General features: G+C 49.0%; 31 protein-coding genes and 1 pseudogene. 17 read left to right on the top strand and 15 right to left on the bottom strand.

Annotated elements, in window-relative coordinates; all coding sequences use genetic code 11:
* The 3 genes and pseudogenes from AB3G37_RS16420 to AB3G37_RS16410 all read left to right on the top strand — a co-directional run.
* Window positions 1-177 (top strand): hypothetical protein, encoded by a 177-nt coding sequence (locus AB3G37_RS16420; protein WP_369788494.1) that lies wholly within the window; start codon window positions 1-3, stop codon window positions 175-177.
* Window positions 178-189: 12 nt separating this feature from the next.
* Window positions 190-351, top strand: a complete 162-nt coding sequence (locus AB3G37_RS16415) for a hypothetical protein (protein WP_369788493.1) — start codon at window positions 190-192, stop codon at window positions 349-351.
* A 512-nt stretch (window positions 352-863) separates the two neighbouring features.
* A pseudogene (locus AB3G37_RS16410) lies at window positions 864-1,028 on the top strand (NADP-dependent isocitrate dehydrogenase); the annotation flags it as partial.
* Window positions 1,029-1,108: 80 nt separating this feature from the next.
* Here AB3G37_RS16410 and AB3G37_RS16405 read toward each other — a convergent pair.
* From AB3G37_RS16405 to AB3G37_RS16395, 3 genes are all read right to left on the bottom strand, one after another.
* Window positions 1,109-1,501 carry an amino acid-binding protein gene (locus tag AB3G37_RS16405; protein ID WP_369788492.1) on the bottom strand — a complete coding sequence of 131 codons (393 nt, stop codon included), beginning with the start codon at window positions 1,499-1,501 and terminating at the stop codon, window positions 1,109-1,111.
* Window positions 1,502-1,601: 100 nt separating this feature from the next.
* The gene (locus AB3G37_RS16400) at window positions 1,602-2,123 is read right to left on the bottom strand and encodes an N-acetyltransferase family protein (protein ID WP_369788491.1); all 522 of its coding nucleotides are present in this window, start codon (window positions 2,121-2,123) and stop codon (window positions 1,602-1,604) included.
* Between the two features lie 175 nt (window positions 2,124-2,298).
* On the bottom strand, window positions 2,299-2,541 hold the full coding sequence (locus AB3G37_RS16395; protein ID WP_037377788.1) for a hypothetical protein: 243 nt from the start codon (window positions 2,539-2,541) through the stop codon (window positions 2,299-2,301).
* A 309-nt stretch (window positions 2,542-2,850) separates the two neighbouring features.
* On the opposite strand from AB3G37_RS16395, the gene AB3G37_RS16390 reads away from it, so the two are divergent.
* Window positions 2,851-3,138, top strand: coding sequence for a hypothetical protein (locus AB3G37_RS16390; RefSeq protein ID WP_009635802.1), 288 nt, complete (start codon window positions 2,851-2,853; stop codon window positions 3,136-3,138).
* Between the two features lie 17 nt (window positions 3,139-3,155).
* Here AB3G37_RS16390 and AB3G37_RS16385 read toward each other — a convergent pair whose 3' ends face one another.
* Together AB3G37_RS16385 and AB3G37_RS16380 are read right to left on the bottom strand one after the other, a co-directional pair.
* Complete coding sequence (locus AB3G37_RS16385) at window positions 3,156-3,368, bottom strand: hypothetical protein (RefSeq protein WP_009635803.1); 213 nt, start codon at window positions 3,366-3,368, stop codon at window positions 3,156-3,158.
* A gap of 172 nt (window positions 3,369-3,540) precedes the next feature.
* Window positions 3,541-5,178, bottom strand: a complete 1,638-nt coding sequence (locus AB3G37_RS16380; protein WP_369788490.1) for an ABC transporter substrate-binding protein — start codon at window positions 5,176-5,178, stop codon at window positions 3,541-3,543.
* A gap of 264 nt (window positions 5,179-5,442) precedes the next feature.
* Between AB3G37_RS16380 and AB3G37_RS16375 the strand changes: the two genes are divergently transcribed.
* Entirely contained in the window at window positions 5,443-5,688 is a 246-nt protein-coding gene (locus tag AB3G37_RS16375; RefSeq protein WP_009635805.1) for a DUF2766 family protein, read from the top strand.
* Window positions 5,689-5,756: 68 nt separating this feature from the next.
* On the opposite strand, the gene AB3G37_RS16370 is transcribed toward AB3G37_RS16375, so the two are convergent.
* The gene (locus AB3G37_RS16370; protein WP_009635806.1) at window positions 5,757-5,993 is read right to left on the bottom strand and encodes a YobH family protein; all 237 of its coding nucleotides are present in this window, start codon (window positions 5,991-5,993) and stop codon (window positions 5,757-5,759) included.
* 285 nt (window positions 5,994-6,278) lie between these two features.
* Between AB3G37_RS16370 and AB3G37_RS16365 the strand changes: the two genes are divergently transcribed.
* From AB3G37_RS16365 to cspE, 7 genes are all read left to right on the top strand, one after another.
* The gene (locus AB3G37_RS16365; protein WP_369699983.1) at window positions 6,279-6,416 is read left to right on the top strand and encodes a PhoP/PhoQ regulator MgrB; all 138 of its coding nucleotides are present in this window, start codon (window positions 6,279-6,281) and stop codon (window positions 6,414-6,416) included.
* 103 nt (window positions 6,417-6,519) lie between these two features.
* Window positions 6,520-6,789 carry a YebO family protein gene (locus AB3G37_RS16360; RefSeq protein WP_369788489.1) on the top strand — a complete coding sequence of 90 codons (270 nt, stop codon included), beginning with the start codon at window positions 6,520-6,522 and terminating at the stop codon, window positions 6,787-6,789.
* A gap of 117 nt (window positions 6,790-6,906) precedes the next feature.
* Window positions 6,907-7,209 (top strand): phage protein NinX family protein, encoded by a 303-nt coding sequence (locus AB3G37_RS16355; protein ID WP_009635809.1) that lies wholly within the window; start codon window positions 6,907-6,909, stop codon window positions 7,207-7,209.
* A 136-nt stretch (window positions 7,210-7,345) separates the two neighbouring features.
* Window positions 7,346-7,582 carry a DUF4060 family protein gene (locus AB3G37_RS16350; RefSeq protein WP_009635810.1) on the top strand — a complete coding sequence of 79 codons (237 nt, stop codon included), beginning with the start codon at window positions 7,346-7,348 and terminating at the stop codon, window positions 7,580-7,582.
* Window positions 7,583-7,880: 298 nt separating this feature from the next.
* Complete coding sequence (locus AB3G37_RS16345; protein ID WP_009635811.1) at window positions 7,881-8,867, top strand: MBL fold metallo-hydrolase; 987 nt, start codon at window positions 7,881-7,883, stop codon at window positions 8,865-8,867.
* 1,195 nt (window positions 8,868-10,062) lie between these two features.
* Window positions 10,063-10,179 carry a DUF2627 domain-containing protein gene (locus AB3G37_RS16340; RefSeq protein ID WP_071988409.1) on the top strand — a complete coding sequence of 39 codons (117 nt, stop codon included), beginning with the start codon at window positions 10,063-10,065 and terminating at the stop codon, window positions 10,177-10,179.
* Window positions 10,180-10,220: 41 nt separating this feature from the next.
* On the top strand, window positions 10,221-10,430 hold the full coding sequence (gene cspE / locus AB3G37_RS16335; RefSeq protein WP_002221949.1) for a transcription antiterminator/RNA stability regulator CspE: 210 nt from the start codon (window positions 10,221-10,223) through the stop codon (window positions 10,428-10,430).
* 75 nt (window positions 10,431-10,505) lie between these two features.
* Here the strand turns inward: cspE and AB3G37_RS16330 are convergent, their stop codons facing one another.
* Window positions 10,506-11,255: a polyphenol oxidase family protein gene (locus AB3G37_RS16330; protein ID WP_369788488.1), complete on the bottom strand. Its 750-nt coding sequence runs from the start codon at window positions 11,253-11,255 to the stop codon at window positions 10,506-10,508.
* A 247-nt stretch (window positions 11,256-11,502) separates the two neighbouring features.
* Between AB3G37_RS16330 and rlmA the strand changes: the two genes are divergently transcribed.
* Window positions 11,503-12,321, top strand: coding sequence for a 23S rRNA (guanine(745)-N(1))-methyltransferase (gene rlmA / locus AB3G37_RS16325; protein ID WP_369788487.1), 819 nt, complete (start codon window positions 11,503-11,505; stop codon window positions 12,319-12,321).
* A gap of 48 nt (window positions 12,322-12,369) precedes the next feature.
* Here the strand turns inward: rlmA and AB3G37_RS16320 are convergent, their stop codons facing one another.
* From AB3G37_RS16320 to manX, 4 genes are all read right to left on the bottom strand, one after another.
* Window positions 12,370-12,828, bottom strand: coding sequence for a DUF986 family protein (locus AB3G37_RS16320; RefSeq protein ID WP_009635815.1), 459 nt, complete (start codon window positions 12,826-12,828; stop codon window positions 12,370-12,372).
* 60 nt (window positions 12,829-12,888) lie between these two features.
* Window positions 12,889-13,731 carry a PTS mannose transporter subunit IID gene (locus AB3G37_RS16315; protein ID WP_009635816.1) on the bottom strand — a complete coding sequence of 281 codons (843 nt, stop codon included), beginning with the start codon at window positions 13,729-13,731 and terminating at the stop codon, window positions 12,889-12,891.
* Between the two features lie 11 nt (window positions 13,732-13,742).
* On the bottom strand, window positions 13,743-14,543 hold the full coding sequence (locus AB3G37_RS16310) for a PTS mannose/fructose/sorbose transporter subunit IIC (protein WP_009635817.1): 801 nt from the start codon (window positions 14,541-14,543) through the stop codon (window positions 13,743-13,745).
* Window positions 14,544-14,637: 94 nt separating this feature from the next.
* Window positions 14,638-15,612, bottom strand: a complete 975-nt coding sequence (gene manX / locus AB3G37_RS16305) for a PTS mannose transporter subunit IIAB (protein ID WP_009635818.1) — start codon at window positions 15,610-15,612, stop codon at window positions 14,638-14,640.
* A 539-nt stretch (window positions 15,613-16,151) separates the two neighbouring features.
* Here manX and AB3G37_RS16300 point away from each other — a divergent pair.
* Window positions 16,152-17,711 (top strand): TerC family protein, encoded by a 1,560-nt coding sequence (locus tag AB3G37_RS16300; RefSeq protein WP_369788486.1) that lies wholly within the window; start codon window positions 16,152-16,154, stop codon window positions 17,709-17,711.
* Between the two features lie 163 nt (window positions 17,712-17,874).
* Here AB3G37_RS16300 and AB3G37_RS16295 read toward each other — a convergent pair whose 3' ends face one another.
* The 3 genes from AB3G37_RS16295 to pabB all read right to left on the bottom strand — a co-directional run bounded on the left by AB3G37_RS16295 (window position 17,875) and on the right by pabB (window position 21,410).
* Window positions 17,875-19,239 carry an L-serine ammonia-lyase gene (locus AB3G37_RS16295; RefSeq protein ID WP_009635820.1) on the bottom strand — a complete coding sequence of 455 codons (1,365 nt, stop codon included), beginning with the start codon at window positions 19,237-19,239 and terminating at the stop codon, window positions 17,875-17,877.
* Between the two features lie 198 nt (window positions 19,240-19,437).
* Window positions 19,438-20,028, bottom strand: coding sequence for a CoA pyrophosphatase (locus tag AB3G37_RS16290; RefSeq protein ID WP_369788485.1), 591 nt, complete (start codon window positions 20,026-20,028; stop codon window positions 19,438-19,440).
* Window positions 20,025-21,410, bottom strand: coding sequence for an aminodeoxychorismate synthase component 1 (pabB, locus tag AB3G37_RS16285; protein WP_369788484.1), 1,386 nt, complete (start codon window positions 21,408-21,410; stop codon window positions 20,025-20,027). The genes AB3G37_RS16290 and pabB overlap by 4 nt, the downstream gene beginning before the upstream one ends.
* Window positions 21,411-21,549: 139 nt before the next feature.
* Between pabB and AB3G37_RS16280 the strand changes: the two genes are divergently transcribed.
* The gene (locus tag AB3G37_RS16280) at window positions 21,550-21,729 is read left to right on the top strand and encodes a YoaH family protein (protein ID WP_369788483.1); all 180 of its coding nucleotides are present in this window, start codon (window positions 21,550-21,552) and stop codon (window positions 21,727-21,729) included.
* A gap of 88 nt (window positions 21,730-21,817) precedes the next feature.
* Here AB3G37_RS16280 and purT read toward each other — a convergent pair whose 3' ends face one another.
* A complete protein-coding gene (gene purT / locus AB3G37_RS16275; protein ID WP_369788482.1) occupies window positions 21,818-22,996 on the bottom strand; it encodes a formate-dependent phosphoribosylglycinamide formyltransferase in 1,179 nt (392 codons plus the stop codon).
* A 263-nt stretch (window positions 22,997-23,259) separates the two neighbouring features.
* Between purT and cspC the strand changes: the two genes are divergently transcribed.
* The gene (gene cspC, locus AB3G37_RS16270) at window positions 23,260-23,469 is read left to right on the top strand and encodes a cold shock-like protein CspC (protein WP_009635825.1); all 210 of its coding nucleotides are present in this window, start codon (window positions 23,260-23,262) and stop codon (window positions 23,467-23,469) included.
* Window positions 23,470-23,721: 252 nt separating this feature from the next.
* Entirely contained in the window at window positions 23,722-25,104 is a 1,383-nt protein-coding gene (dbpA, locus tag AB3G37_RS16265; RefSeq protein WP_369788481.1) for an ATP-dependent RNA helicase DbpA, read from the top strand.
* Window positions 25,105-25,117 lie beyond the last annotated feature (13 nt).

The following is a 25,117-nucleotide window of genomic DNA, read 5'->3' as shown; positions in this document are numbered from 1 at the left end:
ATGAAAAATATAATCATCGACGATGTTACTGGAATTGTTTTAGTCATAGTTCAAAATGACAAAGGTGTCAGTTTTCCAGCACAGGTAAAATTAGCAGATCACCCTGATGAAAACTCTGCAATTTTAGCTGCTACAACTGAAGCGCAAGATGCTTTAAATAACGCTGTTAAATCTTAACGAGAGGATATTATGAAAACAAGAAAAGAGATTGAACTAGAGTTAGCTTTGTATAGTTCGCAAATGCAAGTTTTACAAAAAGAAAGTGAGCTAATTAGGCTAGGGGCAATAGGTTTAGAAAGTAAAATAAAAAATGCTAAGGATGAGCTTATTGAGTTTGATAATAAAAAATAAGAATGATAAGCCTAAATCTAACTAAATCTTTTGGGTTTGATGGTGAATGCAGTTAAGAAAAGGAATTGATTGGCGTGGGGGGGGGGCGGACATCATCAATGATGTGCGCACTGGGGAGTTTGATGACTGCCCGGTGATGTAGACGAAAAAAAACCTCTGGGTTAACAGAGGTTCTCTTTCTTCCAAGGATCCGCGTATCTTTTACGTATCCTTTTTAGTATCGATGGTGTCAGTGCTTCGTCCTTGCCATTCTCATAACTTACTGGTTTGTATGAGTTTGTCCGGTCACTGTCCTATCTAATTTGGTGGAGCTGGGGGGATTTGAACCCCCGACGCTGGTGCCAACCCCGCGATGCAAGAAATGGTAAAACCTGTAAAATTCCTTCTGCAAAACTAAATTTATTCTTCGTAAATTCATGTAGTTACAAACACCGTTTTTTGCAGATAAAGACATGTCGTAAGGGAAGTATTTTCTTTTCTAATCAATGTATTAAATTATTTACTTCGCTCTGTTGCTGCGTCATTTGGAGTGGTTCGAAGCGGCAGACCTGATCGTTAAAGGTATGGAAGCGGCAATCGCCAAGAAAACCGTGACTTACGATTTCGAACGTCTGATGGACGGCGCCAAGCTGCTGAAATGCTCAGAGTTTGGCGATGCGATGATCGCGAATATGTAATCTCGGAAAACGAGGTTGCAAACGACGGGAGCCGAGAGGGTCCCGTTTTTTATTACGGCGAGCCTTTGTGGGATCCACTATCAGTACGCCGTTGCTATCCAAGGTGCAGTAACTTCCTCGGCAACAAGGTTATTGTCGGTAACTAGAATCAGCCGATTGGCGTGATCGCTGTATTGAGTAATTATATTAATCCCAAACTCGGACAATCTGGCAGCAATATTTCCCAGCTCATCAGGCTGTTGCTGATCCAGCTTTCTGATTAGAGGTTTGTGAATGCCCTGCACTGCAAAGCCTTCGGTCTCAAGCGCAGACTTGGCCTTTTCGCCATCCTTCACCAGAAAATGTGCATGGCATTGCCCATTGACAGTAAACACACCGCCACCTTCCTGACTGATCCCATAGAGACCTAGGATCTTGCCGAGCCACGCCAGCTCTCCGGGTTCATTTTTTAAAATCACATGAATATCGTACATCCGTTTACCATTGCAAATTTCTTAAGAGGAGATGATATGACTGAAGATGCAATGCTTCCACACCCAGCTCGAAACCCATTATTCAAAAACAAAAAATTCGTTAACCTGCTAAATTTTCTGGTTTTTCCCAATAATATCTTAACGCGTTGAGAGTCGTTCCGCCGGGGACTGTCTCACTTTTGATTTCAACAATCTTGCCGCCGCAGCGTTCATAAAACTGGCGTGATGGAAGGTTTTGTTCGTAGCACCAAAGATAGAGGCCATCGCCTGGATGGTTGTTAAACACCCAGCGCGCCGCCGCTTTTAGCAGGGCAATACCAAATCCTTTACCTTTGGTCGCAGGGAGCACGTGCAGGTTGTCAACTAATGATCCCCAGTGGGGATCTTTCGCGCCAAAAACGCTTACAAAGCCAACCGGAAGTGAATCATCTTCAGCCACGATCACCGTGTGGTCGGCTTGCTGAGTGTCAAACTTTTCCAGCCAATAATTTAACCGTTCCTGCTCAATGGCTCCGGCCAAATACTCGGCAGAAAAAATCCCCTGATAGGCGCTACGCCAGCTGGTGGTATGTAGCCGTGCAATAAGAGGAGCATCATGTGAAACAGCGTCCCTGAGCTTCATGTTGTGTCCTTAAAATCATGATAAAAACCTGATTTTACAGATTAACTCTGGTCTGCCAACCGAAAATTACCCACAGAAATTTAACAAAAAAACCAGCCATTAATGGCTGGTTTTATATATCAAAAAAAACGGGTTTCCTGCAATTTATCCAGTGAAACTCCCGTAATGGCAGGAGTTAGTGCTGTGGTTGTTGCAGTTGCTGTTTTTTCGCTTCTGCTTCTTTCTGCTCTCTGGCTTTAGTCGCCATATGGTGACCCACTACGCAACCCCCCACGGCACCCAACACAGCGTGATGATGGGCTACGTGGCCTGCAACAGCGCCTACAGCTGCTCCTTTAATACATCCTTCCGCATGGGCCATTGAAGTTGCTGACATCAGCACGGCGAAAGCAGCGGCATAGCAAGAAAACTTGTTCATAAAATAATTTCCAAAGAAAAAAAGACTCATGATGAAGATCTCACAACTTGCCGTTGTCGTCATGGAGGCTTCTGTAAGCAATTAATGCTATTTTGCTGCTAATTTTACAGATGAGTAAAAAGGGGGTGGTAGCTCTCAGCAGTGCTGCAAGAGGTATTTACAAATCACAGCGCTGTCGTGCAATGATTTATGAAGGTTTAAGATTGGTTAATCGCGGATTTTGCTTTAAAGTGAAATGTCTGTATGAAATATGCTCAATCAGTGTTTTTAGTTGTCAGTTTTTTCTGCAACACAAATGAGGATGCCGCTATGTCCAACCAAGAGCAGTTACAGGCGCTGATAGCACGTATCGATGCGCTGGAACAACGCGAAAAGCAACTCACCTATGCCTCTAATGCCTATCAGGCAATATTAACAACCCTGTTGGGCAATCTCGATAAAACGACTCGCGATAAAGTGATCACGATGGTTGATCAGGCTCACGATATTGCCTATGCCAGAGCCAACGTGGAGCAGAAAAGCAATATTTTGGGAGCTGATGACATTACCCAGCGCATTTTTCTGTTTGCTCAGGGGCGCGCATCTCAGTCCAGATAATGGCTTAACGATAATTATCAGGAACGCCTGTCAGCTTTGAGCAGGTTGATGGCCGCGCCAATCAAAATGCGCTGCTGCACGCCAGCCGTGTTTAGCTCGTCTTCCAAATAATGAATCAACGAATCTGCCGTAAGGGGTTCTCCGCGATGCCGCAGCTGAATCACAGCTTCACCAATAATACGAGCAACTTCGTCCCAAAGGGGTTGGATCTCGCTTTCCGAGAATTGCATAGGGCCTCCCATCTGTACGATTGATGTTCAATTTATCATCTGAGAAACCTGAGGCAAGGGCATTAACCTAACAATTCTGCCTACGTGGGGGAGTAGAAAGGGGATATTTGAGTAATCAACCCCGCCTTTCAAGTACTTGGCGGGGTGATTCTGGCCTGAGTAAATTCTGAAATCAGTGTTTAATCACATAAAGATCTTTAGCAAAAACTCGGCCTTGTGGGTCATGCTCATCAAAACCGCCGATAAAAGGCTTCACTAGTCGGGCGCTGACGTAGTGATAAAGTGGCACCACCGGAGCCTGCTTACTCAGAATATCTTCAGCTTCCTGATAGTCTTTTTGCACCTGATCTTTGCTGGTAGCTGCCAGTGCATCATCCATCACTTTGTCATACTCGGCATTTTTGAAGTGCGGAGTATTTTCACTGTTGCCACTGCGGAAGGTATTCAGAAACGTTGATGGCTCGTTGTAGTCTGCAATCCAGGCATAGCGCACCACCTCATAGTTACCTTGATGCATGGTGTCCAGCATGGTTTTCCATTCCTGATTCTGCAACACGGCGGTCACGCCCAGATTTTTCTTCCACATCGACGAGGCCGCTATAGCAATGCGCTGGTGAGATTCATTGGTGTTATAAAGCAGATTGAATTTCAAAGGATGATCGGGGCCAAAACCCGCTTCGGTCAGCAGTTTTCGCGCTTCGACATTGCGCTGCTCCTGCGTCCAGCTGGCGTAGGCCGCAGGTTTGAAGGTGTATCCGCCGGTATTTTGCGGCGTGATGGTATAAGCAGGAGTTTGCCCCTGTCCCAACACTTTATTGGCAATAATGTCGCGATCCAACCCCAATGCCAAGGCTTCTCGAACTCTGACGTCGTTAAACGGCGGCTTCTGATTGTTGAACGCATAATAGTAGACACCGAGATAAGGATTGGCGTGGACTTGAGAACCCAACTCCTTCTTCAACGAGGCAAACTGGATTTCCGGAACACTTCCGGTGATATCAATCTCACCGGCCTTATAGCGGTTAATATCGGCTGCGCCCGAGCCCACCGGCAAGTAGGTCATTTGCGACAGTACAGTGTGGTCGTTGTCCCAGTATTGGGTATTGCGCACAGCAACGACACGCTCGTTCACTGTCCAGGTTTTTAGTTTAAAAGGCCCGCTGCTAACCATATTGCCAGGTTGGGTCCATTTTTCTCCATACTTTTCAACATTAGCCTGACTTACCGGAAACAGAGAATAGTGGGCAACCATTTGCAGGAAATAAGACATCGGACGGGTTAATTCAATCTGTACTGTTTGTGGATCTAATGCCTTTATACCTAGCTGGTCAGGAGGCAATTTACCGGCAATAATTTTGTCGGCGTTAACGACGTTAACCGTGCCGAGATAGCTCTCATAGGGCGAGGCGGTTTTCGGGTCGATCAGGCGACGCCAGGTGAAAACCACATCCTGCGCGGTAATGGGGGTGCCATCAGACCAGCGGATGCCGGGGCGCAAATGAAAGGTCCAGGTTTTATTATCTTTAGTCTCCCAGCTGGTTGCGAGCTCGGGATGGGCATTACCGTTATCATCGATGCTGACCAGTCCGACAAACAAATCGCTGAGAATATTACTTTCGACGTCGCTTTCGGCCTTTTGTACATCAAGAGTTGCAGGCTCTGAGGCATTGTTACGCACCACTTCCTGTTTTTGGGCCAGCACGACGCCCTGTGGTACGACGGCGGCCTGAGCGGCGAGAGGGGATAATCCAAGACCTGAAACCAGTGCGGCAAGAGGAAGTAATTTAAGGACGATGTTGCTTCTTTGCATCAGTATTTTCCCATTCAATTAATAGTCAAAATATCAATGAATAACAGGTAATTGATAACGCTAACCGTAAGATTAAGCAACAATTAATGAATGGTTTATTATTAGTGGTTTCAGAGTTTTAAATTTGAAAATCGATGATGAAGAACTCGCCTTCTAAGCTTTTTACTCGATTCAGCCCAGAAGCTTTGATGAAATTCAGCGATGACGTGTTATCCTTTGCGCCGAATTTTTTATGCCTATTTTTAGTACCGAGGAGTCACCGGGATGTCAGAGAGCTTATCCAAAGATCAGGAACTTGAGTCAGACTTGGTCGCGTGCCAACTGGTTATCAAACAGATTCTGGATGTCATCGACATTATTGCGCCGACCGAAGTGCGCGATAAAATGTCTCATCAGCTTAAAAGTATTGATTTCAGCACGCATCCTGCGGGTGCGGATCCCGTTACCCGTCGGGCAATCGAGAAAGCAATTTCGCTGATCGAACTGAAGTTTACCAAACACGACAGCTAATTATTGATGTCGGATTAACCCGCAAGCCTATGCTGCGGGTTAATCCTTTATTCAAACAGCGTTGCTGATTAGGATTTATCGACAACCTTATCAACCTGTTTGAGTATCGGGCATTTGGCAACACCGATTACGCCACTGTCCGTGTGCAGATACTGTGAGTCAACGATACCGCGAGCCGTCAGGTATTGGCACTTGAGGCCAAGGCCAGCTGCATTTTCACTGCTACCGACCGTAACGCCGTAGCCTGAAAACAGAAAAACAGCATAAATGACCGCCAGTACAACAATTGTTTTAATCAAACCCATTTTATACACTCCCTTTATGGCTTAAGCCGCGAAGCAGTATAACCTTAGTGTGGTGAGATCTGCTTCTCTAATTCTCTGAAAAAAATCATGAAAAGACTTAAGCGTTTGAATGATTTGTGCGCGGCCAACCACCTATTGGGCTTACTCTGTTTGAAGTTTGTTTAACTTAGGCAGAGTAGGATAGGCTGATGTTTTATTCGTGTCGGACGCAGTGTTTTGGGCATCTACAAACGTGTGATAAATCCTAAGAGAACTGCTATCAAACTGAAGAAACCGCTATTTTCTATCAGGAAAATTATTGCCTTTATCATTTTTGGGCTACTTTGTGTCGGGCTTTATTTGCTGGCCCTTAACAGCTATTGCGATCAGGGGGGGAATTTCGACCTCGGAATTTGCTCGGTCACCTCATTTATTCCCTGGTAACATCTGCCGCCTGTCGGAAGCTTCTGTATTTTTGCTAATACCTTCCCTGTATCTCTGACGATGATAAGATAGTTATCTGGTTAACTACATTGTGGGATCGTCAATGTTCGATCAATTTTTGGGCCAAACTAGTCTGGCCACGATAGTGCTGGGATTACTGTCAGCCTTGATATTTTTGCTGGTGTGGTTTGTCGTTAACCGGGCCAGTGTCAAAGCTAATCGCCAAGTTCAACTGCTGACTGAAATCGCCGAGCAGCAACGCCGTCAAACCGAACTGCTGGAAGTTTTGGCCAAAGCGCAGGGAAAGGGCGTAGTCGATGAATACGATGATGATTCTGTTTCTGGCCTGCGCGGTTTCATTCCTAAAAGATAGTGACACGTCTCTTAAGCCACTGCTGCGCTGATAGTTCCTCGTTTATTTTTCCATTCATAAAAATGTATTAATTCTGCTGTAGCGTGTTGCATAACAACTCAGCAGGATAATTTCCAGATGATTAAATGGTCTGAAGAACACGACAACGAATTGAATCACAACATCGCTTTACTCACCGGGGAAGATCCCGACAAGTGGTATCCCTACGGTGGAATGAAGGGGAAAGACTACTGCAACAATCCTTCCGATGCCTGGCCAATCATTTGCGCCAACAAAATAAATCTCAATTTCAATGAATTACCAGACAGCAAATCTTGGTGCGCGCACATTTCCAGTGAAGAAGGCAAGTGGCAGGCAAGCAGCGCCAAGCCATTGCGTGCGGCTATGATTTGTTTTTTATTAAGTAAAACTTGCGCATAGCGAAAAGCAGACAGATACTCATTCTGTTACAAGATCCAAGCAAAGCAGTGATTCGAATAAGCGTCGCGTAAAGCGATGAGTATCAAGTGAGTAATGTTTCCTCAGTTTGACAGTATTGTCTAAGACGGAGTCCATTATGAAGCGCATCATTAAAGGTGATAAAACTCTCTCTCATCTGGTCGTGGCTCATGCAGCCATCGACAGCCACGAAAAAGCCTATGGCAAAAGACGCCAGGGCTGGCCTTCTACGTACATGATCAAATACAAAGACAAACGCGTTGCCGTGGAAGTTGTCACGCGCAGGCAGTCTTATGTTGCGACTTTAATGATTGGAGCCCGAAACCTGACCAAGCTTTGTGGGATGGCAGCCTGAGCCTTGGGCTGACAGTGAAAACAGTTAACCGACCTGATTTGTAACAGTCGTCTTAGTGTAAAGAGTTTAAAGCTGTAAAAACAAAAAGCCCTGCCGGTGCTTTAATCATCCGGCGGGGCTTTTTATTTTTCCTGCCAGGGGCCGTGCTTAAACACACCTGACCGTGATTGACATCTCTTTGCAAATACCCCTTTGCACTTTTTGTAGTGAAAAGCATCAAACCTTTATGATACTAAAGAGATAGAGGTTGGTTTTGTATCCACACTGCCTGCCAAAAAATTTATCGATAAGGGAAACTATGGCTGAAAAAAATCCCTACTATGATCCTGCGAAACCGCATCATACCCCGCAAGGTTTCACTAATCCCGAACCGGACACGCGCAACGAAGGCGATCTCAAACGCTGGCGCAAAGAGCGAAAAGCACAGGGACATCCTCGCCCACCGGGCAATGGCTACGATCATTTTATTAATCAATGGTGTCAGACCCCTGATTTTGGCGGGACTGAAGATCGTCTGTGGTTTTTGGGACACGCCTGCCTGCTGCTGCGCATTGCAGGGCGTTATATTTTGACCGATCCTGCACTTTCCGAGCGTGCGTCGCCGCTAAGTTTTTATGGCCCTAAACGCAGGACGCCGGCGGCAGTTACTGTGGCCAGCCTTCCGGTGATCGATTACGTCATGATCTCGCACAACCATTATGACCATCTAGATAAATCGACAGTTCGTAAACTCGTCAAACGTTTCCCTCAGGCTATTTTCCTGGTGCCGCTGGGCATGAAGCCTTGGTTGGAAAGGCAGGGCGCTCATTACATTGAAGAAATGGATTGGTGGGATGCGCTGATTTTAGAGGGGGTTAGTTTTCACGCCGTGCCTGCCCGTCACTGGAGTATGCGCACGCCATGGGACAGAAATCGTTCTTTGTGGTGTGGATGGGTGGTCAAGCATCGTGATCTGAGTTTTTATTTCTCGGGCGATAGCGCCTATAGCGAACAATTTATTCAGATTGGTGAGCGACTGGGACCATTTGATATTGCAGCGATTCCTATCGGTGCCTATGCACCAAGATGGTTCATGCATTCTCATCATATGGACCCGCAGCAGGCAGTTCAGGTGTTTAAGGAAACACGGTGTCAACGAGCAGTTCCCATTCACTGGGGGGTGTTTGAATTAGCCGATGAGTCCTTAGATGAACCACCAAAAGAATTAGTGATGGCGATTGAAGAGGATGGGTTAAGCGTAGAGAATTTTGCACCGCTGAAAATAGGCGAGCATATTTCGCTATGAATTGACGGGCGCTTTATTTTCGTCACGAATAATTAGCGCCCGAATACTCACAGATGAGAGCTTTTATCATTTAAAATCTGCTTTTAAACCCGGGTAATTATCTTAACTCAGGCTCATTTTCATCAAAATCTCATCGTTGAATTTTATAAAACTCAAAGTCATCTTGTTCCATTATTCAGAACAAAAAGCTGTCAGGGTTCAATATTAGCCTAGTATCTTGAGATAAATTGATTTTTAGCCCGCAGATGGCCTTTCTGGTCTTAATGAGCGGCCTGCATTTTTGCTCCTGCCTGCAAGCTGCGCCCTGACTGGGTTTGTATATTAAATGTTAACGGAATGATGCCACTCTGAAAATGATGGGGTCGTGCTGTGTGCGTAAACTGGGATAATAATTAATAAAAATTCCAATAAAATCACAGTTATTATTAATTCAAATTTTGAATATGTATTGTCGATTTTTGTATATATTTTTTAAGATCAACTTAGGCCTTTTAATATAAAGTTCATCTCATTGTAAACTTTCTTGTTTATAGCGGTGGCTTTGTGATTCACTAATTATGGGTGGCGCGAAAAGTAGACAATTTTCTATGATCTCAACTGCGATAAACTTTATTTTGGTTATCATAATTGCGCACGCTTAAGGTGCAGTCTAATAATAATCAACAGTGTTTTGCACCAGATTAGTACCATTATGCCTGATTTGAATAGTGCATAAACAATCAATCGCTGCTTTGTTCTGGCGCAATGTTTGTGCAGATTTTTTCATTGCCCAGGTTTAAGGTTGTGGGTGGCATTATGCCGCCTGTAAAACTCAAAGAAGCCTGCTATGACTGATAGCAGGGGATGGCGAGGTGCTTAAAATTTGACTGGAAAAAATGCGTAAAAACTTGCGAAAAACTCATTTGTGTTATATCAAATACGATAATAATGCATTAAAAATTGAATTTAACTCTTACTGTCCGCTGATTATTGATCAATAATCAGATGTGAGTCGTTATTGATTTGATTGTTAGGCCCTGCTGAGTTTCGAGCAGAAAGTACTAGTCCTATCAACCTATTTTGGCCTCACTTGACAGTAAGTGCCTTTAAGCGGCTCAAATATGTGCGACAAGTCCATCGCTGATTAAAAATGGCTTGCCATTAAATTCAGAGTATGTGATAACGCATCTGGGTAAAACGAGGTACAGTTCTGTATATGTGTGGCATTTTCAGTAAAGAAGTTTTGAGTAAAGACGTTATCGTTGAATACCGCTTCCTTGCCGATTTTTATCTTAGTGCCTCAAGCAGTAACGACTCAAGTTTGTCTGTGTAACGCCGAAGGGCGGTTTAAACAATCCAAAGGAAATACTCAAAATGGCAAAGATCAAAGGTCAAGTTAAGTGGTTCAACGAGTCTAAAGGTTTCGGTTTCATCACTCCAGCTGACGGCAGCAAAGACGTGTTCGTACACTTCTCTGCAATCCAGGGTAATGGCTTCAAAACCCTGGCTGAAGGCCAGAACGTTGAGTTCGAAATTCAAGATGGCCAGAAAGGCCCATCTGCAGTTAACGTAACTGCAATCTAAGCAGCGTTAGCTGTCAAAAAAAACCCGCCTGGTTGCGGGTTTTTTTGTTTTTGTCTTAAGGCGGCAACGCGACATTTAATCCGGCAAAATGATAATCCCCGATTGCTGATTGCGGCCACTGATACCTGGAATGGAAGGGTCCTGCGCGCGCTTGAGGCTGTTGCGCCGAAAGCTGGTGTATTTGTGGCGGTAAACCTTTCTCGTTTCATCCCGTTGCGCCAAGTCGATTCCTGCCACTGTTGAGGCCTCGGTACAAATCGTGCAGCTGCCGGCATAATCAACGGATGCGAATCCTGCCTGAGTCAACTTGGCATAGGCAATCGCTGGCAGGTCGAGATGCCGATAAGAGGGGGAAATCAGTGCCGGTGGCAAATTCAGGCCGTGCCGAAACTCATCTACCAGTTCCTGACTGACCTCATAGCAGCAGGCGCCTGCCGCAGGCCCAATAGAAACTACCCAATCCCGAGTTGAACCCGACTGATTAATACGCCGCGCCATTTGTTCAAGAATACCGTTGCGCAAGCCGCGCCACCCGGCGTGTACTAATGCTACCCCGTGCCCCTGCTTGTGGCTAAATATCACCGGCAGGCAGTCGGCGGTAAACACGCTCAGCAAAATTCCCGGTTGTTCAGTATAAAAACCGTCGGCCTCGCCGCAGGCCTGTTGAGGGAATAAGACATCAACAATCCTGACTCCGTGAACCTGTTTCTTTTCCGGCAAACTGGCACTAAAGGGCTGCAGCGATTCGGGCAACAGCGCTTGTTTACAGCCAAATCCGTGCCTGATAGACGGGATTTGGCTGAGCAGGACAGAAATATCACTCATGGCATCACTTATGGTTAATCAGCGCAGGTTAATGATAAGAAATTAATAGAATAGATTTAGTCGCACGAGTCAAATCCAGTGTAGCCTGTTTTTTAGCTCGCCGACCATGCTATTTGTCTTGTTCTCCAGCCTGTCTCGGAACAATCAGGGCAAAAGTTGCAACCTGCAATCGGCTTCTTTAGACTTAGCGCAGCCATCCGCAAGACGCCCGAATAAAATCGGCAGCATCACCTTTCTGGAAACATGCATGACCTATCAATGTCCTCTTTGCCATCAACCCCTGCAACGCCTCGATAAACTGTGGCGCTGTGAAAACAATCATCAGTTTGATAATGCCAAAGAGGGATACGTAAACCTGCTGCCGGTGCAACACAAACGCTCCAAAGAGCCGGGCGACAGCGCTGAGATGATGATTTCGCGGTGCACTTTCCTTGAGGGCGGGCACTATCAGCCGCTGCGCGACCGTTTGGTCACTCTTTTGGACCAGCATTTACCGGCAGGAGCTGAATCACTGCTGGATATCGGCTGCGGCGAAGGCTATTACACTTCTGCGATGGAGCAGGGGCTAAATACCCGCCGTGAAATGCAGATTTACGGGCTTGACGTCGCCAAGGTGGCAATCCGTTATGCAGCAAAGCGTTATGGCAAGGTTGAATTTTGTGTGGCCTCAAGTCATCGCCTGCCGTTTGCCGATAACTCACTGGATGCCATTGTGCGCATCTACGCGCCGTGTAAAGCCCCTGAGTTACATCGGGTGTTGAAATCTTCAGGATGGGTGTTGACGGTGGCTCCCGGCCCAAGGCATCTCTATCAGCTTAAAGGGCTGATTTATAATGAGGTACAGCTGCACAGTGATGTGGAAGAAAGCCTTGCGGGATTTCAACGGGTGAGCACTGAGTCGTTGAGCTATAAAATGACCTTAAACGGCAAGCAGGCCTCGGATCTTTTACAGATGACGCCTTTCGCCTGGCGCGCCACTGAAGCAGTGATGCTGAGTTTGTCGCAGCGTGAGCACTTTAGCTGCGAAACAGATTTTACTATCAGCCTGTTTCGTCGTATTGATTAGGTAAATACTACAGGCGGTCTGACCGCCTGTAATTAAGCCCGGGGTGAGTTACTGATAGTTAACCATAAACTTATAAATACTCTCGAGATCGTCCATTTCTTTAACCCGCACCAGCAATCTCTTCTGTTCCAGTTGGATCACCAAAATTCCGTCCTCCGAAAGGTTCATCGCCTTGATGCGATCGTAGGTAATAAAAATATTGGCGTAATAGAAGCCGATAGGTTTAAACAGCATTTTTGGCAATCGGATGAACGAGATATAAAAGGCAATAATTGCCAGACTTACCAGTAAGTAGGTGGTGACAGGGCTGCCCTGAGCGTAGATATTGTTGTAGAGCAGGATTGCCAGCAGGCCGATAAAGATCACCGCATCCAGCTTGTTTCTTCTTTGCAGGTTAACCTTGAGCAACGTTTTGCCGCGAGTTTTTCCCATAATAAATTCATCGAAAACGGCATAGGCCAACAGCAGAAAAATAAAGATAATCAGGGCAATATCCGTAACCGTCATTCCGCGTTTCCCTCCAATAAAAAACCGGAGGCGATAATGCCCCCGGTTACACTTTACTGCTTAGCGACCCAGCAGGCCAATCCAGTAACCAAAAATACCCAGCACAAAGAAGCCCATGATGATCCACAGCGCATTGACTTTTTTGCGCAGTAGCCACATACAGCCGAAGGTTAACAGTAAAGGCACCAGACCCGGCATCAGCTGGTCAAGGATCCCCTGTACCGTTGTTACCGTGGTATGACCGGTATTATCGGTAATTTTGGAGACCACCAGCGGGATGTTGACGTGGGTCCATTTGTTAACCAATGCTCCCATGACAAAGAGGCCGAGAATTGACGCCCCCTCAGTCAGTTTTTGCAGGAAACCGCCGCCCATATCGCTAACGATATCAACGCCTTTCTTGTAGCCATAGGCTACGCCGTAATAACGGTTCAGCAAACGTACAAGGTTGAACAGCACGAAGAACAGCAAAGGACCGAGCAGGCTACCGCTCATCGCGATACCGGCACCCAGCGCTGCAAACACCGGACGTACGGTACCCCAGAAGATCGGGTCACCCACGCCGGCCAGCGGACCCATCAAACCGACTTTCAGGCCGTTGATCGCCGCGTCGTCGATAGGTGCGCCATTGGCACGCTGTTCTTCCATCGCCAAGGTTACGCCCAGCACTGGCGCTGCGACGTAAGGATGGGTATTAAAGAACTCCAGGTGGCGTTTAATCGCCTGTTTACGGTCATCGTTGTTTTCAGGATACAGACGACGAATAACCGGCACCATGCAGAAGCAGAATCCCAATGCCTGCATACGTTCAAAGTTCCATGAACCCTGAAACAGGTTTGAGCGTAAGAACACACCGCGAATATCGCCGGGTGTGAGTTTTTTTACTTGAGTTTGATCAACCATTTCTCTCACCCTTAGTCCAATTCGTTGTCGAGGTCGTTAACGCCATGAGCCGGTCCGGCAGCCTGTGCAGACTTGTTGTATTTTGGACTCAGCTGGATATACAGCACTGCCATCACCACACCAATCACGCCCAGTGCAACCAGGTTAAAGTTGGTGAAGGCGGCAGTCACGAAGCCTAGATAGAAGAACGGCATCAGGTAGCCAGCACGCATCATGTTGATAACCATCGCGTAACCGACCACTACGATCATGCCACCTGCGATGTTAAGACCGCTGGTTACGACTTCTGGAATCGAGCTGAGCATGCTCTGCACGACGCTGGTCCCTACGGACACGGCAACAATTGCAGCCGGAATAGCGATACGCATTGCCTGTAGGATCAGGGCCGAGACGTGTATCCATGAGATGGCACTCAAGTTGCCTTTTTCGGCCGCCTTATCAGCTGCGTGCTGGAAGGCGACGGTTATGGTACGAACGATAATGGTCAATACCTGACCCGCAGCGGCCAATGGAATAGCCAGCGCAATACCAGCACCAATCGACTGCCCGCCGGCAATGACCAGAATGGTCGAGATTATCGAGGCGAGGGCGGCATCAGGTGCGACAGCGGCACCGATGTTCATCCAGCCCAGGGCGATCATTTCCAGCGTCCCCCCGATGATAATCCCGGTTTTCATATCGCCAAGCACGATACCAATCAACGTACAGGCTACTAACGGACGGTGAAACTGAAACTCATCCAGGATGGATTCCATCCCGGCAATACATGCGACAATAAATATCAGCACAATTTGTAGTGTGGTGATCTCCATTGACCTTCTCCTATACCAAGGAAGCTGAGTAAAATAATGCCGACTTGAACAGTCCATTGCCTTGTTATCAGCCGGACTTTCTGCGCTGGCTTTATTAATTCATCTTGTTAATCAAATCCATCATCTTCAGACGGCTGTCGGAAGACACTTTGCGCACTTCAAGTTCGATACCCTGGCTATTTAATTTCTTAAACGCGTCGATATCTTTCTGATCAACGGAGACCGCGTTGGTGACCTGAGTTTTACCTTGTTTAAACGCCATACCGCCAATATTGACCGAAGGAATTTTAACGCCGCCGTCAACCACCCGAACCACATCGGTAGGATTGGTGAAAAGCAGCATTACGCGGTCACCGGCGTATTTAGGGTTGTCATAGACACGAATGGCTTTGGCAACGTCGACCACGTGAGCGGTGACTCCCGGAGGCGCAACCTGCGTCAGCAACGTTTTGCGTACCGTATCGGCCGCCACTTCATCACTGATAACAATGATGCGGTTAACGTTGGTTTCCTTGGTCCAGCGGGTAGCGACCTGGCCATGAATCAGACGGTCGTCGATGCGTGCAAGACCGATCTTCATGTGATCGTTAGGACCCAGTACTCTGGCTGGAGCGGCTGGAGCGGCTGGAGCGGCAACTGGCGGGGCAGTAACGGGCTTATCACTCTCCGGTTCGGCAAACTTTAAGGCCCTGACTCCCAATCTACCGGTTTCGAGCGCAATGCCGGTCAGCTCGGCAAGAGTCGGGTTGTCGTCACGGCCCATAAAGGTCTCGACCAGCATAGGAATGTTAACTCCGGTGACGACCTCATAATTTTCTTTGTCGAGAACAATACGGCTGGCGGCATTAAAAGGGCTGCCGCCCCAGGTATCGACTAAAAACAGCACGCCGCTGCTCTTGTCGAGGTTTTCAAGCTTTATGTTGTATTTTTCAACCAGTGTATCGGCGTTTTCCCCAGGGACGAAATCGATAAAGGCGACGTTGTCTTGATCGCCAATTAACATTTCCGTCGTTTTCAGCAGCTGTTCGGCCGCTGAACCATGAGTGCCGATGATAATAGCAATACTCACTCGCTACCTCCTCTTGTGACCCGTCGAGCGGGTTCTGCACTTAAGTGATAAAGCTTTTATAATTCGTCAGCAGGATCCCTTGACGAATGCTGTGTTCCCTACATTATTTTCGAGTTGAAAAAACTCTGTCTTCCTTTTGTTTCTGAAAAATCAATAACCAAACAGTGTAAAAACCGGTCGAATGTGTCGACTGGATTTATTTTAGTGTGTGAAAAAATAAATTTTGTGACGACTGTCTGCTATTCAGATTCGAATGTTAATCAGCGCGTGCTGTTTTGAACGTTTCAATGATTTACGGCAAAAAACAACTTAGAGCTTAGGCTGAATTGAGGATAAGCGCCCCAAAAGGGACTTTGCGAAAACAAATTGAGCTGTTACATTGTATTTCCAATTATTACACAGGAGTGCCGGGCCTCAGCCCACCCTATGGACTGTCACCGACGACGCTTAACTTCGCTTCATTCCGCTACATTATTATTCCCCTTGAAAGCCGTATCCCTTAATGCAAGGCCATCGCGCCGCTGTTTGCGGAGTCTGATATGGAATTTTTAATGGACCCCTCGATTTGGGTCGGGTTGCTGACGCTTATCGTTCTTGAAATCGTGCTGGGCATCGATAACCTGGTGTTTATCGCTATTCTTGCGGACAAACTGCCGCCAAAGCAGCGCGATAAAGCAAGAATCATTGGTTTATCGCTGGCATTAGTGATGCGCCTTGGGCTGCTTTCGCTGATCTCGTGGATGGTTAAACTCACCTCGCCGCTGTTTAGCATTGCGCAATTTACCTTCTCCGGACGCGATTTGATCTTGCTGATGGGTGGCCTGTTCCTTCTGTTTAAGGCTACCAGCGAGCTGCATGAACGGCTCGAAGGGCACAACGGCTTGGGCGGCAATAATCGGGGTTACTCCAGTTTTTGGTCTGTAGTGGCGCAAATTGTGGTGCTGGATGCCGTGTTTTCACTTGATGCGGTGATCACCGCCGTGGGTATGGTCAATAACCTGGCTGTCATGATGACAGCAGTCGTTATCGCAATGGGCGTCATGCTGTTGGCTTCTAAGGCATTGACACGATTCGTCAATGCGCATCCAACGGTGGTGGTGCTGTGCCTCAGCTTCTTGCTGATGATCGGTCTGAGCCTGATTGCTGAAGGTTTTGGTTTCCATATTCCAAAAGGTTATCTCTACGCGGCGATTGGCTTCTCGGTGATTATCGAGCTTTTCAACCAGATTGCTCGCCGTAATTTCTTGAAAAGTCAGTCACACCTTCCAATGCGTGAACGCACCGCCGAAGCTATCCATCGTTTGATGGGTGGCAAACGCGACAGCGATCGTCACGAGGAAGAACAGCATGGCGATGCGCTCAAGGAAGAAACCTTCGCCGAGGAAGAGCGTTTTATGATAAGCGGCGTTTTGACTCTGGCTTCCCGCACTTTGCGCAGCATTATGACCCCACGTAACGATATCTCATGGGTTGACTGCGAGCGTTCGGCTGATGACATCCGCATGCAGTTGCTGGACACGCCGCACAGTTTGTTCCCGATTTGTCGTCAGTCGCTGGATGACGTTATCGGCGTGGTGCGAGCCAAAGACTTGCTGGTGGCATTGGAAAATGGCGAGGATATCGTGGCATTTGCTGCTCAAACGCCGCCGATCGTGGTGCCAGAAACCATGGACGTGATCAAGCTGTTGGCGGTATTGCGCCGCGCCAGAGGCCGCTTGGTCGTAGTCAGCAACGAGTTTGGCGTAATTCAGGGGCTGGTGACACCGCTTGACGTTTTGGAGGCCATCGCTGGCGAATTCCCTGATGAAGACGAAACGCCGGACGTTATTGTTGATGGTGACGGTTGGATGGCAAAAGGCGGCACCGATCTGCATTCGCTGGAGCAGTTGCTGAACACTTCTGATCTGGTGAGTACCAACGCCGATTACGCCACGCTGGCCGGTTTGCTATTGTCTGAATCCGGGCAAATGCCAGTGCAAGGCGAGGTGATTGAGATGGCGGCGCTGCGTTTTGAGGTGATCGAGGTTTCGGAATATCGCATCGAGCGCGTGCGCATTACCAAGATTCCACTTCACAATGAGTGGAGCGAAATAGAGTAATTCAAAGGGGCAGACATCTTAAGATGCTGCCCCTTGGTTTAATCTGCCTAATTAGTTATCCCTGAACGTCATCTTTTTAGAAACAATTCTGCCAGACAACATTAGGCTGCCAACTCAGGCTGCTAACTGAACTTGCTAACTATCATTAGTCACACTGCACTTTTTAGTCACACTGCACTTTAATTGCCAAACCACCGCGAGAGGTTTCGCGATATTTAGCATTCATATCTTTACCGGTTTCGTACATCGTCTCGATGACTTTATCCAGGGATACGCGCGGTTCACTGGTGCGGCGCAAAGCCATGCGTGCGGAGTTAATCGCTTTTACCGAGGCAATGGCATTTCGCTCGATGCACGGAACCTGGACTTGCCCGGCAACGGGGTCACAGGTCAGACCGAGATTATGCTCCATGCCAATTTCTGCCGCGACGCAAACTTGTTCCGGGCTGCCGCCAAGCAGTTCGGTCAGACCCGCCGCTGCCATTGAACAGGCCACGCCAACTTCACCCTGACAACCGACTTCCGCTCCGGAAATTGAGGCGTTCATCTTGTAAAGGATGCCAATAGCGCCGGAAGAGAGGAAATAGCGCTGATAAATATCTGGGCTGACCGAGCCGATAAACTTGTCGTAGTAGGCTAAAACTGCAGGCACGATCCCGCAGGCACCATTGGTAGGCGCAGTGACCACGCGGCCGCCGGCGGCGTTCTCTTCGTTAACCGCCAATGCGAACATGTTCACCCAGTCGATCACTACCATCGGGTCATTGGACAGTTTGTCATTGGACACCAACATGCGGCGCAGAGCCGAGGCGCGACGCGGCACACGCAGCGGGCCAGGCAGCACGCCTTCAGTATTCAGGCCACGATCGATGCACGCTTGCATGGTGTGCCAGATATTCTCGAAGTACTGATCGATCTCGGCTTTGCTGTGCTGTGCCAGCTCGTTTTTCATCATTAAACCAGACAGCGAAAGCCCGGTCTCACGGCATTTTTGCAGCATTTCGCTGGCCGAGTTGAATGCGTAGGGCACTTCAACCTCATCAAGCACCGGCTGGCCAAAATGCTCATCATCGACGATAAAACCGCCGCCAACGGAATAATAGGTTTTGCTGTAAACCCTCTGCTCGCCGACGTAGGCGTGAATTTGCATGCCATTCTCATGACGTGGCAGATTTTCGCCACGAAACACCATCCCAGTATCGCGAGGGAAATCCACCTCGTGCTGCGTGCCGCCGATAGGCAGGCGCTGGCGCTGTTCAACGTCTTTGATAAAGTGAGGAATGCCGTCGATATCCACGGTATCGGGCTTATTACCTGCCAGACCAAGGATGATCGCAACATCGGTGTGGTGACCTTTACCGGTCAGAGACAATGAGCCGTAGACGTCTACCGCAATGCGAGTCACGTCAGACAACAGGTTTTTTTCCAACAGATCATCGGCAAACTGTTTGCCCGCTTTCATTGGGCCCAGCGTATGAGAGCTGGACGGGCCAATACCCACTTTGAACATGTCGAAAACACTGATCACTTTAACACTCCTGGATAGGGACAACTGGCGCAGGTGAATCACGGGAGACCGCATTGCCCAAATATTGCTTATTTATTGTTCGGTTGTTAGAGGTATAGTGTAAAAGGGTGTGACGGAGAACGCAGCGTTTTTCGCATGAAAAAAAGTAATTCATCAAATAAGTGTGAAGCTGATGGGGACCTGGGTCACAGAGGGCCGTCAATTGGCGATTTGTTGAGCCAATTGCAAGATAATTCCGGCGGTCATTCCCCATACAAACTGTTCTTCATACCAAGAAAAATACACCCGACGGCTGATGCCTTTGCGGTGAATTTCCAGCGGGTGATAGCGTGAAAAATTCAGCGCCTCCTGCAAGGGGATTTCAAATAATTCGGCGACCTCATCTTCATTGGGATGCAGCGGAGTATCCACCGGAATCAACCCAACTACCGGCGTTACCCGGAATCCGCTGCTGCTGTCGACTGGATTTAGCTGGCCTAAAACGCGCACCATTGCAGGCGGAATTGCCACCTCCTCGTGCGCCTCGCGCAGAGCCGTGAACACTGCGGAAGGGTCAGAAGCATCGGTTGCGCCGCCGGGGAAGGCAACTTGTCCAGCGTGTTTGCGCAGCCTGTCTGAGCGGCGAGTCAGCAAAATTGTCGGCTGTTCGCGGCAAACAATCGGGATAAGCACCGCCGCCTGGCGCTGTCCTATTGCCTTGCGAACAGGCGTTGTCGGCAAATGCAGCTGAAAACGGCGCACAAAGTCTTCAACCTCGGCGGGTAGGGGGGCGAGCTGAACAAGGCTCATGGCGCGATGCTCTCGCCGAGCAATGGCAGGATCCGGGCGACTTTATCAAAGGTTTCCTGATATTCCGCCTGCTCCTGGCTGTCGGCAACAATGCCGCCACCGGCCCAACAGTAGATTTTCCCGTTCTCGGTCAATAGGGTACGAATGGTGATGCTACTGTCCATGGTGCCGCAGAAACTGAGATAAGCGATGCTGCCGCAGTAGCCATTGCGTCGCTGAGGTTCCAGCTGTTCGATAATCTGCATGGCGCGGATTTTCGGCGCGCCGGTGATTGATCCTCCGGGAAAGCAGCCGCGTAATAGGCTGGCCGCATGACAGCTTTCCGGCAGGGTGGCAGTTATGGTGCTGACCAAGTGATGAACGGCCGGGAAAGGCTCGACCACAAACAGTTCGGGAACCTTGACGCTGCCGGGAATCGCCACGCGGCCAATGTCATTGCGCAACAGATCGACGATCATCAGGTTTTCTGAGCGATCCTTCGGTGAATTAGCCAGCCTGTCAGCCTGTAAGCGATCGGTTTTTGGATCGTCACTGCGCGGCAGCGTACCTTTGATCGGGCGGGTCTGGATCCTGTTTTCCTCGAGCCAGATAAAACGCTCGGGCGACAGGCTTAGCACAGCATTTTCGGGCAGTCGCAAGAAAGCCGAAAACGGCGCCCGATTGGCCTGATTGAGACGTAAAAAGGCTTTCCATTCGTCGCCACGGTAATTGGCCTCGAAACGCTGTGTCAGATTGATTTGGTAGCAGTCGCCGCTGTGCAAATATTCCTGCACCTGCTGGAATTTATCGCCGTATTCTTCGCGGGTCATGTTGGCGCGCCAGGCGGAATCCAGTTTGAATTCATGAGCCGTGGGGGCCTGCTGATATTGCGCCAGCCAGGCAAGTCGCGCCTCGATATCCTCGTAGCTAACCAGCGTCAGGCGTTGTAAATGGTGGTCGGCAATCAGTGCCCAGCTGTAAATTCCCATCGCCATATCAGGCAGGTTGATATCACGCTGTGCCTGAGTGGGTAAATGCTCGATGGTTCTGCCAAGGTCATAGCCCAACAGCCCAAGCGCACCGCCAAGAAATGGCAGGTCGTTGTTGACCTCAGGCTTGATGCGGCAATGTTCCAGTTCGTTTTGCAATAGGGTAAAAGGGTCAATTTCACTGACTTCAGGCTGACTCAGTTCCTTACGGCGGATTTCCGTGTGCTGACCGCGAGTGGTCAAAGTCACAATGGGGTCAGCCACCAGAATATCAAAGCGGTTGTGTGCATGATCGGCCGAACCGGAGTGCAGCAGCATTGCCCAAGGCTGGCAAGACAGCGGCGCAAAGCGGCTAAGCAGCGCATCGGGTTGATAAGCAAGGGTTTTAAAATCAATGGACTGGGCGGCTGGCATTTTATTTGAAAGTTCCTGACACGATGAAAACGCGGTTCCTGACTTGCCGATCCTAGCATAGATTTGATGCCGGTAGGTCATCGGCAAATTAAGGCGTATAATGCCCGGCTAAGCCCGAAACAATGACAGGAACACTCTTATGCTCACCGGTATGCCCTCACTTTCACATAAAGAGCAGCAAGAAGCCGCAGATCGCATCCATGAATTAATGCAGACTGGCATGAGCAGCGGTGAAGCTATCGCTACAGTTGCCGCTGAAATTCGTGAGACCCACAAAGGTGATCGCGTGACGGTTATCTTTGATGATGAAGACGACTAATAACTCGTTTTGAGGATTTTGGCCGTTGCGCGCAGGAGTGACTATGCGCAACGGCTAGCAGGATTTCGCTTCTAACTAACTGATAAAATTAACCTTTCACGACCACTGCAGCGGCCGCTTTAATCGCTGTTTCAACGGCCTGTTCAATGGTTTCACCAATCGATAGCGCCACGCCTAAACGACGTTTGCCGCTGATTTCCGGCTTACCAAATAAACGCACCTGATTAGACCCGATCAGCGCATGTTCAAGGCCGCTGAAGCTAACGTTGTTGCTGGTCAGTTCTGGCAGGATCACGGCAGAAGCGGATGGACCGAACTGGCGGATAGTGCCGATAGGCAGGCCCAGGAAAGCGCGGACGTGCAGTGCGAACTCGGAAAGATCCTGAGAAATCAGTGTCACCATGCCGGTATCGTGTGGACGTGGTGAAACTTCGCTAAACACCACTTCATCGCCACAAACAAACAGTTCAACGCCAAACAGGCCGTGACCACCCAGCGCCTTAACCACGCTTTCGGCAATATCTTTCGCACGTTGCAGCGCCAGATCCGTCATCTGCTGTGGCTGCCACGATTCTCGGTAGTCGCCGTCTTCCTGACGATGGCCGATCGGCGCACAGAAATGAATGCCGTCAACCGCGCTGATAGTTAGCAGGGTTATCTCAAAATCAAATTTAACTAAACCTTCCACGATCACTCGGCCACCGCCAGCACGGCCGCCCAGCTGGGCATAGTCCCATGCTGCCTGCAGCGTTTCTTCACTGCGGATCAGGCTCTGGCCTTTACCTGAAGAGCTCATTACCGGCTTGATAATGCACGGATAACCGATTTCCTGCACAGCCTGCTTGAAGCTGGCTTCATCGTCGGCAAAACGGTAGGTAGAGGTTGGCAGTTTCAGCGTTTCGGCTGCCAGACGACGGATACCTTCACGGTTCATGGTCAGGCGAGTCGCTTCTGCACAAGGCACTACGTTATGGCCCTGTTTTTCCAGCTCGACCAACATGCTGGTGGCGATCGCTTCGATTTCTGGCACGATATAGTCAGGACGCTCGCTTTCGATCAGCCGCTTCAGCGCTTCACCATCCAGCATGTTGATAACGAAGCTGCGGTGGGCAACCTGCATCGCAGGCGCGTCAGCATAGCGATCGACCGCGATCACTTCCAGGCCAAGACGTTGGCATTCGATCGCCACTTCTTTGCCCAACTCGCCAGAGCCCAATAACATGACGCGGGTGGCGTCGGTGCGCAGTGCAGTTCCGATGGTTAACATAGCGGGATACCTAACTCTTTGTCAGTGATATTAAAATTAATAATTCTGTTATTAATCAAAGATTTTATTGATTAATAGTGCTTGGCTTTAAAACCTTTTTCCGACGGGTCCGGAATTGTTTCGGCGCATTATATAGCAAAATATCCTGCTACGAAAACGATTGCGCGCACTGGCGTCGATTTGCGTGATCGCCATGAATATGCGTTAATAGTCAGGCATTCGCGATCGAGGCGGGTGCTTTTTCAAAAGTAAAGGATAGTAAAATGAGCAAGTTAACTGGTCAGGTAAAATGGTTTAACGAGAGCAAAGGCTTCGGTTTCATCACTCCTGCGGATGGTTCAAAAGACGTTTTCGTACATTTTTCTGCAATCAACAGCGATGGTTTCAAAACTCTGGCTGAAGGTCAGAACGTAGAATTCACCATTCAAGACAGCCCGCGCGGCCCGTCTGCTGCCAACGTCATCGCTCTGTAATCAGTTTGCTGGCTTGTTTAAGCCAGACCGCCAGTTTTTTACCGGCTACTGAAGATGCAAGATCACGTTTCTCTAAAACCCGCCTCTGCTGCGGGTTTTTTTGTGCCGGCCTGATTTGCCGCAAAAAGTGTGCTGCATAAAGTAGAGCGCTAAGGCGCGATTATCCCTTCTCTGTTATTATCTAACCCATTACATGGTGCCGATTATCCTGCGCCGCTTCGTTTTATTCGCCTTACATAAAGAGTTATCGCCTTGAGCACGCATTCTTTCTCCACACTGACTTTGCCATCCGAACAGCTTTCCAACCTCGAAGAGTTGGGTTACGCCCAAATGACGCCAATCCAGGAAGCCTCGCTCCCTGCCATTCTGCTCGGGCAGGATGTGCGCGCCAAGGCGAAAACGGGCAGTGGTAAAACCGCCGCCTTTGGCATTGGCCTGCTGGATAAAATCACCGTTAGCGATTTTTTCTGCCAGTCTCTGGTGCTGTGCCCAACGCGTGAACTGGCGGATCAGGTCAGCAAAGAGCTGCGTCGTCTGGCTCGTTTTACCCAGAACATTAAAATTCTGACTCTGTGTGGTGGTCAGCCGATCGCGCCACAGCTTGATTCGCTGGTTCATCAGCCGCATATCGTTGTGGGTACTCCAGGCCGTATTCAGGAACACTTGCGCAAAGGCACGCTGAAGCTGGATCAGCTGAAAGTGCTGGTGCTTGATGAAGCCGATCGCATGCTGGATATGGGATTTAGCGAAGATATTGAAGACGTGGTGAGCTATACGCCGCCATCGCGCCAAACACTGCTATTTTCCGCAACTTATCCGGCGGGCATCGAGCGCATCAGCGACAAGTTTCAGCGTCAGCCTCTCAATGTTGAAATTGAAGGCGACGAAGACGTTGCCGATATCGAGCAGGTATTCATCGAAGCCGATCGCCACAGCCGTTTGTCGCTGCTGGCCGCAGTGCTGTATCAGCATCAGCCAACGTCATGCGTGGTGTTCTGCAATACCAAGCGCGATTGTCAGGAAGTGGCCGACACACTGGCCAGCAAAGGCATCAGCGTATTGGCGCTGAACGGTGATCTGGAACAGCGCGATCGCGACCGCGTTCTGGTGCGTTTCTCCAACGGCAGCTGCCGCGTGCTGGTTGCAACCGACGTCGCCGCCCGCGGTTTGGACATCAAACAGCTAGGTCTGGTCATTAACTACGAGCTGTCTTTTGATCCAGAAGTGCACGTGCATCGCGTGGGCCGAACCGGGCGTGCCGGAACCAGCGGTCTTGCTATAAGCCTGGTTGCGCCGCAGGAAATGGGGCGAGTCAACGCGCTCGAAGACTACACTCATAAGCGTTTTAAATGGCAGCCAGCCGCTCAGGCTCTTGCAGCGCCAGCGACCACTCTGGAACCTGAAATGCTGACCCTGTGCATTGACGGTGGCCGTAAAGCCAAGATCCGTCCTGGCGATATTCTCGGTGCATTAACCGGTGATGCTGGCCTGACCGCCGCTGAAGTTGGCAAAATTGATATGTTCCCGATCCACGCCTACGTCGCGATTCGCAAAAACAGCGCCAAGAAAGCCCTGCAGCGTTTGCAGGAAGGCAAGATCAAAGGCAAAAACTGCAAAGCCGTTTTGCTTCGCTAACCTGTAAAGTATT

The organism is Rouxiella sp. WC2420 (genome assembly GCF_041200025.1).
Lineage (GTDB): Bacteria > Pseudomonadota > Gammaproteobacteria > Enterobacterales > Enterobacteriaceae > Rouxiella.
Note: the sequence above shows the minus strand (reverse complement) of the source record. Positions and strands in the feature narration are given on the sequence as shown.